Genomic DNA, 15341 nt, shown 5'->3' with positions numbered 1-15341 from the left:
CCGGGGCGTCAGTCGGGCCTGATGGCCCTCGACAGTCGTTCCAGTGCCCGCGCGAGGTCGCTTTCCCCCTGGGTTTCGGCCAGGCAGTGCAATGTCTGGCTGCCGGCCGGCGAGGGCGACCGTTCCGGCCGGGCGCTCTTGCGGGCGCTGCCGCGCGACCCCGAGGTGATCCGCACCTGGATGCTGGCGGGCTTCGGCGCACCCGGATGCTCTTCGAGCGCCTGGTGCAGCCGGGCGAGCAGGTCGGGGGCCTCGAAGCGCAGTCGACTGGCGATGGCGGCGCTGGACACGCCCAGCGTCAGCCTCTGTTCGCTGACATTGAGCACCTGGACACCCGTCCCGGACCGGCCCGAAACGAGCCCGTCGACGATCGCCTGGTAGGCGCGGATCAGCGTCACGCGGTCGAGAATGCCGGCGAGTGCGGGATTGTTCAGGCGATAGCGTTCGAGGTTCATCGTGCCGCTCTTCGTGACGGGATTGTGACGGGGCCGTGGGGCACCGTCCCCACCTATCATTATCCACGGATCTGCCGTAAGATTCAGCGCATTTAGCTATTTCGCCGCGCGCCTTCTGGCGCGGTTTGTCGTTATACGGGATTGGACATGATTGGATCGATTGCAGCCAAGGTTTTCGGTACGCGCAATGACCGCGAGGTCAAGAAACTGAGAAAACGCGTCACGGAGATCAACGCCCTCGAAGAGGCGACCCAAGCGCTGTCCGACGAGGAACTGGCCGGGCGCACGGAGGAGTTCCACCAGCGCTGGAGTGATGGCGAGAGCCTCGATTCCCTGCTGCCCGAGGCCTTCGCGGTCTGCCGCGAGATGAGCCGCCGCGTGATGGGCATGCGCCACTTCGACGTGCAGTTGGTCGGCGGCATGGTGCTCCACCAGGGCAAGGTTGCCGAGATGAAGACCGGCGAGGGCAAGACGCTGGTCGCCACCCTGGCCGTGTACCTCAACGCCATCACGAAGAAGGGCGTGCACGTGGTGACCGTCAACGACTACCTGGCCAAGCGGGACGCCGAGTGGATGGGGCGGATCTACACCGCCCTGGGCCTGACCGTGGGCACGGTGGTCCCGGGCATGGACGCGCGCGCCAAGCGCGATGCCTACCACTGCGACGTGACCTACGCGACCAACAACGAGCTGGGCTTCGACTACCTGCGCGACAACATGGCCTTCTCCGCCGAGCAGATCATGCAGCGCGAGCCGGTCTTCGCCATCGTCGACGAGGTCGACTCCATCCTGATCGACGAGGCGCGCACGCCGCTGATCATCTCCGGGCCGGCCGCGGACTCCTCCGAGACCTATCACAAGATCAACGGCCTGATTCCCGAGCTCAAGCGCCAGGCACGCGAGGAACCCAAGGACGACGAGCCGCCGTTGACCGACGAGGAGCGCGGCGACTTCACCGTCGACGAGAAGAACAAGCAGGTCTTCCTCACCGAGCAGGGGTTCGACAAGGCCGAGTCGCTGTTGATCCAGGCCGGGTTGCTCGAGGAGGGCGAGTCGCTGTACGACTCGCACAACATCATGCTGCTCTCGCACCTGACCGCGGCGCTGCGGGCGCATGCGATCTACAAGCGCAACGTCGACTACATCGTCAAGGGTGACGACGTGATCATCGTCGACGAGTTCACCGGGCGCACGCTCGCCGGTCGACGCTGGTCGGAGGGCCTGCACCAGGCGGTCGAGGCCAAGGAGGGCGTGACGATCAAGCCCGAGAACCAGACGCTTGCCTCGATCACCTTCCAGAACTACTTCCGCCTTTACCCCAAGCTCGCCGGCATGACCGGTACCGCCATCACCGAGGCGAGGGAGCTGGGCGAGATCTACGGCCTGGACGTGATCCAGATCCCGACCAACCGCCCGGTCCAGCGGATCGATCACGGTGACCTGGTCTTTCTCACCGCCCAGGAGAAGTTCGAGGCGATCACCAAGGACGTGCAGGCGGCACGCGATCGCGGCCAGCCCACGCTGGTGGGCACCGCCTCGATCGATGCCTCCGAGCAGGTATCCGAGGCCCTGACGAAGGCCGGTATCCCGCACAACGTCCTCAACGCCAAGAACCACATGAGCGAGGCGGAGATCATCGCCGAGGCCGGCCGTCCCGGTGCGGTGACCATCGCCACCAACATGGCCGGTCGCGGCACGGACATCGTGCTGGGCGGCAACCTCGAGCAGGAGCTTCATGAGCTCGGCGCCGACGCCTCCGAGGAAGAGCGGGATCGTGTCCGCAAGGAGTGGGAGAAGCGCCACCAGCAGGTGCTCGAGGCCGGCGGCCTGCACGTCGTGGGCACCGAGCGCCACGAGTCGCGCCGGATCGACAACCAGTTGCGCGGCCGGGCCGGTCGTCAGGGCGATCCGGGCTCGACCCGCTTCTTCCTGTCGCTCGAGGACAACCTCATGCGTGTATTCGCCTCCGAGCGCGTCTCCGGGCTGATGAAGAAGCTCGGCATGAAGCCCGGCGAGGCGATCGAGCACCCCTGGGTCTCGCGGGCGATCGAGAACGCCCAGCGCAAGGTCGAGGGCCACAACTTCGACATGCGCAAGCACCTGCTCGACTACGACAACGTCGCCAACGAGCAGCGCAAGGTCATCTACGAGCAGCGCCGTGCGGTCATGGCGACCACCGACACGCGCCCGATCGTCGAGTCGATGCGCCGCGAGGTGCTTGGCGAGCGCTTCCGCCGGTTCGTGCCCTTCGGCGCCCTCGAGGAGATGTGGGACGTCGAGGGCCTGACCGCCCACCTGAAGGAGGACTTCGGTCTCGACCTGCCGATCCAGCAGTGGCTCGACGAGGATGACGACCTCTACGACGAGACGCTGCTGGAACGGATCATCGAGACCGCCGAGCGCCACTACCAGGCCAAGGAGACCCTGATCGGCGCGGACAACCTGCGCCAGTTCGAGAAGGGCGTCCTGCTGCAGGTGCTCGACGCGCAGTGGAAGGAGCACCTGGCGGCCATGGACTACCTCCGCCAGAGCATCGGGCTGCGTGGTTACGCGCAGAAGAACCCGACGCAGGAGTACAAGCGCGAGGCCTTCGAGATGTTCGGCCGGATGATCGACGACATGAACTACGAGATCGTCCGCACGCTGACCCGCCTGCGGGTTGCCGCCCCGGAGGGCATGGAGCAGGAAGACATCAGCTCGATGCTCGACGAACTGATCGACAACCCCAAGGTCGACCCCAGCCAGCTGCGAACCCGCCACGAGTCGGTTTCCACCTTCGACGAGCCGCCTGCCGAGGAGCCGGCGCGGCGTCAGGCCGCGGCAGAGGAGCCGCCGACTCGTCCGGTGCGCCGGGAAAACCCCAAGGTAGGCCGGAACGACCCCTGCCCCTGTGGCTCGGGCAAGAAATACAAGCAGTGCTGCGGCAAGCTCTGATCCGGAGCAGCGGCAGGGACGTAACAGGAGAGGCAGGGAATGAAGCGTCTGGTCCCTTTCGTGGTGGTCGTGCTGGCCGCCGTATTCGCGGCGGCACCGTTCGTGACGGGCCGCGTCATGGAGAACACGTTGTCCGGGGTGGACCGCTTCCCGGGCACGCGGGACACGCTGGGACTCGAGGTGACCGACTACGAGCGCGGCTACCTCGAGTCCCGCGCCGAATCCGAACTGCTGCTTCACCTGCCGGAGCAGGAGCCCCTGCGGCTGACGCTCCGGCACCGCATCGACCAGCTGCCGGGCATCGATGGACGGTACGCGACCGTCCACACCCGCTGGGAGCCGTCGGACCCGATGCTGCGCGACGAACTGGCGCAGGTGTTCGGTGACGCCGCCGGGTTCACCCTGACCACGGCCCTGTACCCGAACGGTGCTTCCCGTTCGACCGGGCGCGTGCCGGCCGCCGAGCGCGACGGCGTGGATTTCCCGGGCGCGGACCTGGTGTTCGAGACCACGGCGGGCGGTCGCTTCGACTATCGCATCGAGGGCGACCGACTGGCGATCGACGAGTCGGCCGATGGCGTCGACGACACCCGCATGGTCACCGAAGGCCTGCGCCTGATCGCCTCCGGCCAGATGGCCGAGGACGGCATCGTCTGGGACAGCGAGGGACGCTTCGAGATCGATCGCCTCGCGTTTGCCGATGCGGACGAGCAGAGCCGGCTGGATGACCTCACCGTACGCTTCGAGTCGGCGCGACACGATGACCTGTGGGGGTTCGCGGTTGCCTACGAGGTGGGCGAGGCGGAGGTCGATGGCGAATCGTTCAGCGATGCCGAGATGCGCTTCGTGGTCGATCGGCTGGATGCGGGCGCGGTCCGCTCGCTGATCCAGCGTGTCGAGGCCCTGCAGGAACTGGCGGCTGGCGGGGCGACGGTCGACGAGGCGGTCGGCGAGGCGCTGATGGCCGAGCTGCCGGCGTTGCTGAGCCGTGGCCCGCGCGTGGCCATCGAGCCGCTGCGCGGAACCACGGCCGAGGGCGACACCGAGATCCGGCTTTCCGCCGAACTGCCCGACGGTCTCGCCGCGGGCGAGCCCAACCCGATGATGTGGATGGCGATGGTCAGTGCCCTGGTGATCGAGGGCAGCTTCCAGATGCCGATCGGCCTGTTGGAGAAGTCGGCGGTAGCCCGCGGGCAGCGTGCCGAGGTGGTCGAGGAGCAGCTCGCGCCGCTCGTCGCCAAGGGGTGGATGGCCGTCGAGGGCGGCGTGGTCACGACCACCGTCGACTTCCGAGAGGGCAACCTTCAGCTCAACGACACCTCGGCCAACGAGTTGCTGAACATGGCGCTGGGCGGCTGAGGGGAGCCATGATTCAGGAGATCACCGCATGAGCGTTGGACTGACCGCCCCGGCCGCCGGGGACCTGCGTCCCATTCCCGGGATCCGCATCGGCATCGCCCAGGCCGGCCTGCGCAAGACCGGTCGCGATGACCTGGCCGTGATGCTGCTGCCCGAGGGCGCGACCATGGCCGGCGTGTTTACCCAGAACCGCTATTGCGCGGCCCCGGTGGTGATGTGCCGTGAGCGCCGTGACAGCGATGTCGCCCCGCGTGCGCTGGTGATCAATACCGGCAATGCCAACGCCGGCACCGGCGCCGACGGCATGGCGCGCGCCGAGTCGGTCTGCCACACGCTGGCCCACCGCCTGGGTTGCGACGACCGGGCCGTCTGGCCGTTCTCCACCGGGGTGATCATGGAGACGCTGCCGTCGGAGAGGATCATCGACGCGCTGCCCCAGGCAGTGGCCGAGGCGGTCGAGGACAACTGGCTGCGCGCCGCCTCGGCGATCATGACCACCGACACCATCCCCAAGGGGCGGTCGCTGACCCGCCTGATCGGCGGGGCGTCGGTGACCATGACCGGGATCGCCAAGGGCTCGGGGATGATCCACCCCAACATGGCGACCATGCTCGGCTACATGGGCATGGATGCCCAGGTCCCGAAGCCCGTGCTCCAGGCCATGCTCGACGAGATCACCGAGGAAAGCTTCAACCGGGTCACCGTCGACGGCGACACCTCGACCAACGATGCCTTCATGCTGATCGCCAACGGCCGGCCGGGCAGCCTCGAGGTGTCGAGCACCGACGACCCGAACTACGCGCCGCTTCGCGATGCGGTCGCCGAGGTGGCCGTGTTCCTCGCCCAGGCCCTGGCGCGTGACGGCGAGGGGGCGACCAAGTTCGTCACCATCGAGGTCAGCGGGGGCCGCGACCGCGCCGAGTGCCGGCTGGTGGGCAAGGCGATCGCGCACAGCCCGCTGGTCAAGACCGCGCTGTTCGCCTCGGACCCCAACCTCGGGCGCATCCTCGCCGCGGTGGGCTACGCGGGCATCGACGACCTGGACGTGGGCAACGTCAGCCTGTGGCTCGGTGGCGTGCGGGTGGTGGTCGACGGCGGCCGCGATCCGGCCTACGTCGAGGCCGAGGCGGCGGCGGTGATGGCCGAGCCGGAGATCACCATGCACATCGACCTTGGCCGGGGGAGTGCGTCGGATCGGGTCTGGACCTGCGACTTCTCCTACGACTACGTCAAGATCAATGCCGAGTACCGTTCGTGACCCGTGAACGGGCTTGATCGAGTCGACATCGTCCTCGGCGTCCTGCGTGAACCGTCGGGACGGGTATGGGCCGAGATCCGCCCGGAGGAGGCGCACCTGGCCGGCATGCTGGCCTTCCCCGGGGGCAAACGCCGCGACGGCGAGTCCCTTCGTGACGCCCTGCGACGCGAACTGGCCGAGGAATGCGGCGTCGAGGTGCGCCGCGCGAGACGGCTGATGGAAGTCGCCTGGGAATACCCCGACCGCCACCTGCGACTGATAGCCTACGAGGTGACCCGCTGGCGGGGAGAGCCCTGGGGGCGCGAGGGGCAGCGGATCGTCAGACGGACGCTTGACGCGGCCGCGCGCCCCGAGTGGCTGGCGGCCATGCCGCCGGCGAACCGGGGCCTGATCAACGCCCTCGTGCTGCCCCGCTGCATGGCGATCACGCCGCCTGCGAGCGCAGGGGAATCCGCTGACGGATGGATGACACCGGTGGCGGCGGGGCTCGCCGACCTGCCGGCGTCGCTGATCGTCAACCTGCGCCCGGGCGGCGATCTCTCGCTGTCGCCCGGCGAGTGGCGCGATCTCGCCCAGGTGGTGTCGCGGGCCGGACACTGGCCGATCGTCAACCCGGCGGGCGGGGCGGCATTGCCCGGCGGACTGCCCGCGGGGGTCGGCGTGCATCTGAACCATGCGCGGCTGATGAACGCCACCCCGGCCACGGTCGAGTCATGGCAGAAACAGGGACGTCCGGTGACCGCCGCGGTCCACGACCGGGTGACCCTGGGACATGCCAACGACCTGGCAGTGGACCTGGCGACCGTCTCGCCCGTGAAGGCGACGGCCACCCACCCCGACGCCGCGGGCATCGGGTGGGCGGCGTTCGCGGATCTGGCCGCCCGGGCGCGCATGCCGGTGCTCGCGCTTGGCGGGCTCACGACACGCGACCTGCCGCGAGCCTGGCGGCGGGGCGGACACGGAATCGCGTCGATCTCGGCATTCTGGTAGGCATTGGTTCAACGGTCATCCCGGAGGGCGTGGAAATGAACATGAAGCAGGCGAAATGGCTGGTGGCGTCGCTGCTGATCCTTGGGGTGCTGAGCTACCTGTGGGGGCGGGCACCGTCGAAGCTGTCGATCGACTCGCCGACACAGGGGGCCCTGACCGAGGTGGAACTGCCCGCCGATTGCGAGGTGAAGGGGGAGGGTTGCCTGGTGTCGATCGACGAACTGGGCGAGTTCCGCATCACCATGCCGGAGACCGTAATCCCGCTGGAGCGCTTCGCCTTCGAGGTGAAGCCGCAGGACGAGGCGGCCCGGTCGGTGGGCGAGGTGCGGGTCGATTTCGAGATGGTCGACATGGACATGGGCGTCAACGCCTATCGCCTCGAGCGGCTGGCGGACGACACGTTCCGGCAGGACATCATCCTGCCGGTCTGCACCACCAGCCGCACCGACTGGATCGCCAACCTCACCATCCGGAGCACGGAAGGCGGCTTCCTGGTACGCCTCCCGTTCCACGTCGACCGGTCCCGCCCCTGACCGAATTCCGGCGAGAGGCTGTCGCGGTCGGGCCTCAGTCGTGCGGACCGGTACGGCGCAACAGGATGTAGAGTGCGCCGGCGCCACCGTCGTGCGGCGGGGCGGAACAGAAGGCCACCACGTCGTCGCGCTGGGGAAGCCAGCGGTTGAGCATGGACTTGAGCACGGGGCGCTGATCGGCGGAGCGATAGCCCTTGCCGTGGACGATGCGCACGCACCGCCGCCGTTCGCCCCGCTCCACGCGGATGAAGGCCGCCACCGCTGCGCGGGCTTGCTCGACCGTCATGCCGTGGAGGTCGAGCGAGGCGGAGACGCTGTAGCCGCCGCGCTTGAGCTTGCGGAGAATGGTCCTCTGCACCCCGGGGCGCAGGTACTGCATCTGCTCGCCCTGCTCCGGTGCCTCGGCCTGGTCGCTGAAGGCCAGGTCGTCGACCATCTCGTCGAAGCCGGGGTCGCGTCGAGGCCGGGCGCTGGGACGCGGGCGCACCGGTTCGACCCGGTTGTCCTCGACCGGGTCGACCGAGCCCACGGCGTCGAGGAACAGGGCGCGGTCCTCGGGATCGATGCGTGACTTGCCACTCATGCGCGCATCATAGCCTGTCGCCCGGGGCATGCGCCAACGGTGCCGGCTGCACCCTGCCGGGCTGAATTGCAAGGCACCAGACGGTATCCTGTGGGTCGGGCGGCCGACCGACCGGAACATTTCCCACACCAACGTGAATCGATCCATGCACATCCTGCTGAGCAATGATGACGGTTACCTCTCCCCGGGCCTGAACATCCTGGCCGAACGACTGTCGCGCCTTGCCACCGTCACCATTGTCGCCCCGGACCGGGACCGCAGCGGCGCATCGAACAGTCTGACGCTCTCGCGTCCGCTGCGACCCCGCCAGCTCGAGGAGCGGCTCTGGGTCATCGACGGCACCCCTTCCGACTGCGTGCACCTGGGGATCAAGGGGCTGCTTCCCGAGTTGCCCGATCTGGTCGTCTCCGGCATCAATCACGGTGCCAACCTGGGCGATGACGTGCTCTACTCGGGCACGGTCGCGGCGGCCAGCGAGGGGCGCGCGCTCGGGCTGCCGGCAATCGCCGTCTCCAGCCAGTCGTTCTCGCCGGAGCACCTGGGTTCCGCGGCGCACTGGGTCGAGTGGCTGATCCACCGCTTCGACGACCACCCGATTCCCGCCTACACCCTGCTCAACGTCAACGTGCCGGACCAGCCGCTCGAGCAGATCCACGGCATTCGTCCCACGCGGCTCGGCCGGCGCCACCCGTCCGGGCAACTGGTGCGGGAGATCGACCCGCGCGGGCGGGAGGTCGTCTGGATCGGTGCCGCCGGCGAGGCCGAGGATGCCGGCGAGGGGACGGATTTCCAGGCTCTCGCGGAGGGCTGGGTCTCGGTGACGCCGATCCACTTTGACATGACCCGCCACGAGGCCATGCCGGCCCTCGAGCAGTGGCTGTCCTGAGGGATCCGTCTTGTTTCAGCGTGATTACCAGTGGGCGCGCCGCGCCATGCTCGACCGGCTCGAGGCGCAGGGCATACGAAACCGGTCCGTCCTCGACGCAGTCGAGTCGGTGCCGCGCGAGGTGTTCGTCGACGAGGTCCAGAGTGTGCGTGCCTACGAGGACTGTTCCCTGCCGATCGGGCAGGGGCAGACCCTGTCCCAGCCGTATATCGTCGCCCGCATGACCGAACTGGTCATGGGGGGAGATGCACGTCTTGGTCGCGTGCTCGAAGTGGGCACCGGATCGGGTTACCAGGCGGCCGTGCTGGCGCAGCTCTGCCAGTCGGTGTTCACCGTCGAGCGCATCGGCGTCTTCCTCGAGCAGGCGCGGCGACGTCACCGTCAGCTGGGCCTGCTCAACATCCGCTACATGCATCGCGACGGGTTCAAGGGCTGGCCCTCGCAGGCTCCCTACGACGGCATTGTCGTCACGGCCGCACCGGACGCCGTGCCATCCGAGCTCAAGGAGCAGCTCGCCATCGGCGGACGGATGGTGATCCCGGTCGGTGCCCAGGGGGGCGGCCAGAAGCTCACGGTGATCACCCGTCTCGCCCGCAACGAGTACCAGACCCGCTGGTACGACATGGTCACGTTCGTGCCCCTGCTGCCCGGAGAACTGGTATGAGGCTGTTCGGTCCGCTCTACGACCGGGTTCTGGCCTGGTCCGCCCATCGTCGCGGCCCGGCCCTGCTGGGGTGGCTGAGTTTTGCCGAGTCGTCGTTCTTCCCGATACCCCCCGACGTCATGCTCATGCCGATGGCGCTGGCCCGGCCGCGCTGCTGGTGGTGGTTCGCCCTGATCGCGACGGTGGGCAGCGTGCTCGGCGGGATGCTGGGCTACCTGATCGGTGTCTGGGCCATCGAGGCAATCATGCCCTGGCTTGCCTCCTCGAAGTATGCCGGCGCGTTCGAGCAGGCTCGCGACTGGTTCGAGCGCTGGGGGTTCTGGGCCGTGCTGGTAGCCGGGTTCTCGCCCATTCCCTACAAGGTGTTCACGATTGCCGCCGGGGCCTTGACGATGAACCCGTTGGGGTTTTTCCTCGCCTCGTTCGTGGGGCGGGGTGCCCGCTTCTTCCTCGTTTCCGGGCTGGTCGCCTGGGCTGGTCCCCGGATCGCGCCGCAGTTGCGTCAGTACATCGAATGGCTGGGGTGGCTGTTCGTGGTGTTGCTCGTGGCTGCCATACTCGTCTGGCAGTTGCACTAGGTCTTGCCAGGGGAGAGCCGCTTGAAGTTTTGCCCCACAGCCTGTCGTATCGGATCGTTTTTGCCGATGGTGGCCCTGGTGCTGCTGCTGGGTGGCTGTGCGAGCTCGACCGACTATCGAAGCTGGGAGCGTGGCACGCCCGTCCACTACGTCAAGGGGGGCGACACCCTCTACTCCATCGCGGTGGCGAACGACCTGGACTGGCGCACCTTGGCGAAATGGAACGGCATCTCCAATCCGCGCCATCTAAAGATCGGGCAGAAGCTTCGGCTTTCCCCCCCGGGAAGCCCGAGTGACGGCGGTGGCTCGTCGACGTCGACCGCTTCCTCGTCGAGTCACGCCACACCGGTGAAGGCGCGGGCCGCCTCGTCCGCGGAGGAGGCGGCCTCGACAACGTCTTCCACTCGGTCGGCCTCTTCCCCGGTGCGCTGGTCCTGGCCGCTGGAAGGCCGGATCCTGCACCGGTTCAGCGACGGGACGCCGGCCCAGAAGGGAGTGATCATCGGCGCGACGGTCGGCAGGCCGGTTCAGGCCGCGGCGGGGGGCAAGGTGGTCTACTCGGGCGACGGGCTTCCCGGTTACGGCAATCTCGTGATCGTCAAGCACGACGCCGAATGGCTGTCCGCCTATGCCTACAATCAGAGCCTGCTCGTCAACGAGGGCGACCGGGTCAAGAGCGGGCAGACGATTGCCCGGGTAGGTCCCCGCGATCATCGCAAGCCGGACGAGGGTGGCCACCTGCTGTTCCAGATCCGTCGCCAGGGCAAGCCTGTCGACCCCGAGCGTCATCTGCCCTGATTCGTTCCGGCTCTGCCGCCGAGCCTGTTCCGCCTTCCCCGTAGCGCTCTGACCCCTCCTTCCCTTCCCGGGCCCGTGCGCGAGCACGAAACCTTGTGCGCCGCGTCCCTGTCACCTTTTCGAAGGAAAAGCGCAGGATCGAGCTTGTGTACATGTCATGTATAACTATTGTGATGGATCCCGTTCCCTCGGTCGATAGCTACCTAAATCAGTAGGTTCTGTCACTCTAATTCGACTATATCGAAAGTGTAATGTTGTCTTATTCGACTTTTTAGGTATTGATCGGCCCATATCACTATGCAAAGGTTGTACACCTAGATCGTTCGGCACTATCGCATAGGAGCGAGGGAGGCGACCATGGCACAGGTAATGAGCAACAGCGGTATGCACCAGGCCGGTCCCGTAAAGATCGACGGGGCGGTGAATGAACAGGATGCGCTCGGGCCAGCCCTTCGCGACTCCAAGCGTGATGCCGAGCCGGAATCGGCGGAATTCGCGCGGACCTTCAATGTCGACGACTCCGAGTCGCCCGACCCGGTACGCCTGTACCTGAAGGACGTGGAGACCGAGCGCCTGCTGACCCCGGCAGAAGAAGTGGACTTCGCCCGGCGAGCCCAGGCCGGCGAGGAGTGGGCCAGGCAGAAGATGATCGTCTGCAACCTGCGACTGGTGATCAAGCTCGCCCGGCGCTACATCAATCGTGGGCTCGACCTGCTCGACCTCATCGAGGAAGGCAACCTCGGGCTGATGCGGGCGGTAGAGAAGTTCGACCCGGAGCGCGGTTTCCGCTTTTCCACCTACGCGACCTGGTGGATTCGGCAGACCATCGAGCGTGCGCTGATGAACCAGTCGCGGACCGTGCGCCTGCCCGTGCACGTGGTCAAGGAGGTGCATTCCTACAATCGAGCGGCCCGGCGAATCGCGCAGCACCAGAACGGTGACGTCAAGCCGGAGCAGATCGCCGAGCACCTCGACAAGCCGGTCAAGGATGTCCTGAAGGTGATGTCGTACAACGAGCGCGAGTCATCGTTCGACAGCCCGTTGAAGGGAGACGGGGAGTTTTCTTTGCTCGACATGGTTCCTGACGAAAATAGTGCGCTTCCCGAGGACGAGCTCCAGGATGATGGCGTGTTGCAGCTTCTCGATCGGCTGATCGACAAGCTTGACGGCAAGCAGCGTGAAGTCCTGATGCGTCGTTACGGCCTGCGCGGCCACGAGCCGGCCACGCTCGAGCAGGTCGGCAGCCTGCTCGGCTGCACCCGCGAACGCGTCCGGCAGATCCAGTTGGAAGCCGTCCGCCGGCTGAAGCATCACGCCGCCGCCGAAGGGGTGACCGCCGACGTGATCTTCAGCGAGTGAGTCGAAGGGACGGGGGAGAGGTTACCCGTCGTTGCCAGGCGCCGGGCGTGCCTTGGGTTTGAAGCGTGAGTCGTGACTGCCGCCCCCGGTATCCCGGGGGCGGTTTTTTTCATCTCGTCAGATAGCCGCGCTAATAGTTGGACGCACGTCGCGTGGGTGGCAAACTGTCGGACAGCATCGTGCCGACAGGTACGACCGACTCCTGTCTCTTCACGGAAAGGTTCAACATTCGATGGCCGATCAGGAACTTGCATTCGACATCTGTGCCGAGGACCGGGTCCCGGTGCTGCTCCACCGGGTGGACCAGCTGTGGCGGCAACTGATGGACAGTGAACTGGCGCATCACGGCCTGAGCCAGGCCAAGTGGCGCACCCTGGCCATCCTGTCGCTGTACCCGGACGGGCTTATCCAGTCCGAACTGGCCGAGGAACTGGGCATCGAGGGACCGTCGCTGGTGGCAATGATCGATCGCCTGTCACGCGACGAATGGGTCGAACGGGTGCAGTGCGGTTCCGACCGCCGCTGCAAGATCATTCGCCTGAGCGACCGGGCGCTGCCGCTGATCGACGAGATACGGGAGAGCGCCGAGAAGCTCTATGGCCGGACCTTTGCCGAGCTGGACGTGCCGGGCGTGAGCATCCCCGACATCGAGCGATACTTCATTGCCCTTCGCGACCGCCTCTACGAGAACCTGCCGGAAAAGAAGCGCCAGCAGCGCCGGCGCAATCTCGCCCGGGCAGCCGCCGAAGACTGACGCCGGACGTCGCCCACGGCGGCACAGCCCGGCTTGCTCCTGTGCCTAGCTCGCCGAGGCCTGCTCGGCCCGCTTCATCAGGAACTCCGCCAGCAACGCGACCGGCCGACCGGTGGCTCCCTTGGCATCGCCCACCTTCCAGGCGGTGCCGGCGATATCCAGGTGCGCCCAGTCGTACTCCCGGGTAAAGCGGGAGAGGAAGGCGGCGGCGGTGATGGTGCCGCCCTCGCGCCCACCGATGTTCGCCATGTCGGCGAAATTGCTCTTGAGCTGATCCTGGTACTCGTCCCAAATGGGGAGCTGCCAGACCCGGTCGTTTGCCTTCTCGCCGGCCTGGATCAGCTCGGCGGCCAGGGTGTCCCTGTTGCTCAGCACGGCGCTCGGCACGCGTCCCAGCGCGACGATGCAGGCACCGGTGAGCGTGGCCAGGTCGATGACCGCCTGGGGCTTGTAGCGCCCGGCGTAGGTCAGGGCATCGCAGAGGATCAGGCGTCCTTCCGCGTCGGTGTTCAGCACCTCGATGGTCTGGCCGGACATGCTGCGGATCACGTCGCCCGGCTTCAGCGCGTTGCCGTCGGGCATGTTCTCCACCGTCGGCACCAGGGCCACCACGTTGATCGGCAACTGCATCTCCGCCACCGCCGACATTACCCCGATGGTGGCAGCCGCGCCGCCCATGTCGAACTTCATCTGGTCCATGTCCGGGCCGGGCTTGAGTGAGATGCCGCCGGAATCGAAGGTCACCCCCTTGCCGACGAGCACGATCGGTGGCGTGTCCGCGTCGGCGCCCATGTGCTCCATGACGATCATCTTCGGCGGCTCGCTGCTGCCCTTGGCCACGGCGAGCAGGGCATTCATGCCCAGCGCTTCCATGCGGGACTGGTCGAGCACCTCGACCTGCAGGTTGACGTGGGTCTCCGTCATCTTGCGCGCGTAGTCGGCCATGGTGGTCGGCGTGAGGTGGTTGCCGGGCCGATTGGCCAGGTTCTTGGCGATGCGCACGCCGTTGCTGATGGCCGTGGCCTCCCGCACGTGGCGTTCGGCGTCCATCAGGTCCTTGCGATTGGACAGGATGAAGGTCACCTTGCGCAAGGGGCGGCGTGGACCGAGTTCCTTGTCGGTCTTGAGCTCGTCGAAACGGTAGAGACTGTCCTCGATGGACACGATGCTCTGGCGCAGGACCTGCTCGAGCGAGCAGCCGCGGATGTCGATCTCGGTCAGGTGGCTCACGCATTCGGACGTGCCGCGATGGTGGAGCGCCTCGACCGCCGCGCGCGTGGCCTTGACCAGTCCCCGGGTGTCGAGCTCGCGCTCCTTGCCCAGGCCGACGAGCAGCACGCGATCGGCCTGGATGTTCGGCACGCCGTGCAGGAGCAGGGTGTCGCCGATCTCGCCGTCCATGTCACCCCGACGGGTGACCGACGTCAGAAAGCCGTCACTGGCTTGGTCGATGGTTTCCGCCGCGGGAGTCAGGCGACGAGACTCGAACACGCCGACGATCAGGCAGGCAGTTCGCTGTTTTTCCGGGGCGCCACTCTTTACGGAGAATTCGAGCACGGGAGACACTCCTTGGGGTTGTTTCGCGTCACTGGTGGCGAACCGGCCGTTGCGTAGCCCAGGCGACCCGCATGGCAGGTGCTGGCGACTCGCCGCGGCAGTCCGCCGGGATTCGGGACGCTCAGTCTAGCAAAAAGCGGGCAATGGACCCGGCGGCCTACGGATCCGGTGAAAGCGCTGGTAGGATTCGAGCATCCCTGAAAACCCGCTGACAGCAGCCGAGGCGACGCCATGAAAGATGATCAAGACCGAAAGCCGGACGGTCCGGAAGAAGAGGAGTTCGAGCCGGGCATCGGCGACCCGTACCGGTTCGAGGCCCCGACACGGCAGCCGGGGTTCGCCCGCGCTTCCAAGTTCATGCTGATCGTCGGGGCGGTCATGTCGGTCGTCGGCGTGATTGCCGGCCTCGGCCCCATGGTCTTCGGTTCCTCCGAGGAAAAGCTGCAGTTCATGAACCTGCTGATGCTCGCGCCAGCCGGGGTGATCCTGATGTTCGCCGGGATCACCGGCTGGGTGATTGCCGGCGGGCGCTGATCAATCAAACCGAATCCGGTCACCCAGACGAGAAAAACCCCGGGCAAGCCCGGGGTTTTGTCGTTTCGGGTCGACCGGTTGCGACCGGCCGACGGGTCG

General features: G+C 67.0%; 15 protein-coding genes. 12 read left to right on the top strand and 3 right to left on the bottom strand.

What is annotated here, in order from left to right; translation table 11 throughout:
* Nucleotides 1-8: 8 nt before the first annotated feature.
* Nucleotides 9-455, bottom strand: a complete 447-nt coding sequence (locus ACLFMY_RS05875) for a DciA family protein (RefSeq protein WP_410763660.1) — start codon at nucleotides 453-455, stop codon at nucleotides 9-11.
* Between the two features lie 147 nt (nucleotides 456-602).
* Between ACLFMY_RS05875 and secA the strand changes: the two genes are divergently transcribed.
* From secA to ACLFMY_RS05850, 5 genes are read left to right on the top strand one after another with little or no spacing between them, the layout of a single operon-like run.
* A complete protein-coding gene (gene secA, locus ACLFMY_RS05870) occupies nucleotides 603-3389 on the top strand; it encodes a preprotein translocase subunit SecA (protein ID WP_410763657.1) in 2787 nt (928 codons plus the stop codon).
* A 39-nt stretch (nucleotides 3390-3428) separates the two neighbouring features.
* On the top strand, nucleotides 3429-4748 hold the full coding sequence (locus ACLFMY_RS05865) for a DUF945 family protein (protein ID WP_410763656.1): 1320 nt from the start codon (nucleotides 3429-3431) through the stop codon (nucleotides 4746-4748).
* A gap of 28 nt (nucleotides 4749-4776) precedes the next feature.
* Nucleotides 4777-6006: a bifunctional glutamate N-acetyltransferase/amino-acid acetyltransferase ArgJ gene (gene argJ / locus ACLFMY_RS05860; protein ID WP_410763655.1), complete on the top strand. Its 1230-nt coding sequence runs from the start codon at nucleotides 4777-4779 to the stop codon at nucleotides 6004-6006.
* A gap of 3 nt (nucleotides 6007-6009) precedes the next feature.
* Nucleotides 6010-6996, top strand: coding sequence for a thiamine phosphate synthase (locus tag ACLFMY_RS05855; protein WP_410763654.1), 987 nt, complete (start codon nucleotides 6010-6012; stop codon nucleotides 6994-6996).
* Nucleotides 6997-7037: 41 nt separating this feature from the next.
* Nucleotides 7038-7529: a hypothetical protein gene (locus ACLFMY_RS05850; protein WP_410763653.1), complete on the top strand. Its 492-nt coding sequence runs from the start codon at nucleotides 7038-7040 to the stop codon at nucleotides 7527-7529.
* Nucleotides 7530-7563: 34 nt separating this feature from the next.
* Here the strand turns inward: ACLFMY_RS05850 and ACLFMY_RS05845 are convergent, their stop codons facing one another.
* The gene (locus tag ACLFMY_RS05845) at nucleotides 7564-8112 is read right to left on the bottom strand and encodes a Smr/MutS family protein (RefSeq protein ID WP_410763652.1); all 549 of its coding nucleotides are present in this window, start codon (nucleotides 8110-8112) and stop codon (nucleotides 7564-7566) included.
* A 145-nt stretch (nucleotides 8113-8257) separates the two neighbouring features.
* On the opposite strand from ACLFMY_RS05845, the gene surE reads away from it, so the two are divergent.
* From surE to ACLFMY_RS05815, 6 genes are all read left to right on the top strand, one after another.
* Entirely contained in the window at nucleotides 8258-8998 is a 741-nt protein-coding gene (gene surE / locus ACLFMY_RS05840) for a 5'/3'-nucleotidase SurE (RefSeq protein ID WP_410763651.1), read from the top strand.
* Between the two features lie 46 nt (nucleotides 8999-9044).
* Nucleotides 9045-9662, top strand: a complete 618-nt coding sequence (locus tag ACLFMY_RS05835) for a protein-L-isoaspartate(D-aspartate) O-methyltransferase (protein ID WP_410763661.1) — start codon at nucleotides 9045-9047, stop codon at nucleotides 9660-9662.
* Entirely contained in the window at nucleotides 9659-10240 is a 582-nt protein-coding gene (locus ACLFMY_RS05830; RefSeq protein WP_410763649.1) for a YqaA family protein, read from the top strand. Before ACLFMY_RS05835 ends, ACLFMY_RS05830 begins: the two co-directional genes overlap by 4 nt.
* A 66-nt stretch (nucleotides 10241-10306) precedes the next feature.
* The gene (locus ACLFMY_RS05825) at nucleotides 10307-11038 is read left to right on the top strand and encodes a peptidoglycan DD-metalloendopeptidase family protein (RefSeq protein WP_410763648.1); all 732 of its coding nucleotides are present in this window, start codon (nucleotides 10307-10309) and stop codon (nucleotides 11036-11038) included.
* Nucleotides 11039-11395: 357 nt separating this feature from the next.
* Nucleotides 11396-12397 (top strand): RNA polymerase sigma factor RpoS, encoded by a 1002-nt coding sequence (gene rpoS / locus ACLFMY_RS05820; RefSeq protein ID WP_410763647.1) that lies wholly within the window; start codon nucleotides 11396-11398, stop codon nucleotides 12395-12397.
* Between the two features lie 232 nt (nucleotides 12398-12629).
* A complete protein-coding gene (locus tag ACLFMY_RS05815) occupies nucleotides 12630-13151 on the top strand; it encodes a MarR family winged helix-turn-helix transcriptional regulator (RefSeq protein WP_410763646.1) in 522 nt (173 codons plus the stop codon).
* A gap of 45 nt (nucleotides 13152-13196) precedes the next feature.
* Here the strand turns inward: ACLFMY_RS05815 and ACLFMY_RS05810 are convergent, their stop codons facing one another.
* Nucleotides 13197-14708, bottom strand: coding sequence for a leucyl aminopeptidase (locus ACLFMY_RS05810; RefSeq protein ID WP_410763644.1), 1512 nt, complete (start codon nucleotides 14706-14708; stop codon nucleotides 13197-13199).
* A gap of 231 nt (nucleotides 14709-14939) precedes the next feature.
* Here ACLFMY_RS05810 and ACLFMY_RS05805 point away from each other — a divergent pair, with 231 nt between their 5' ends.
* Nucleotides 14940-15242 (top strand): hypothetical protein, encoded by a 303-nt coding sequence (locus ACLFMY_RS05805; protein ID WP_410763643.1) that lies wholly within the window; start codon nucleotides 14940-14942, stop codon nucleotides 15240-15242.
* Nucleotides 15243-15341: the final 99 nt, after the last annotated feature.

The sequence above is a fragment of the Guyparkeria sp. genome, from assembly GCF_046545975.1.
Lineage (GTDB): Bacteria > Pseudomonadota > Gammaproteobacteria > Halothiobacillales > Halothiobacillaceae > Guyparkeria.
The sequence above is the reverse complement of the archived record's forward strand: the minus strand, read 5'-3'. Positions and strand labels throughout refer to the sequence as shown.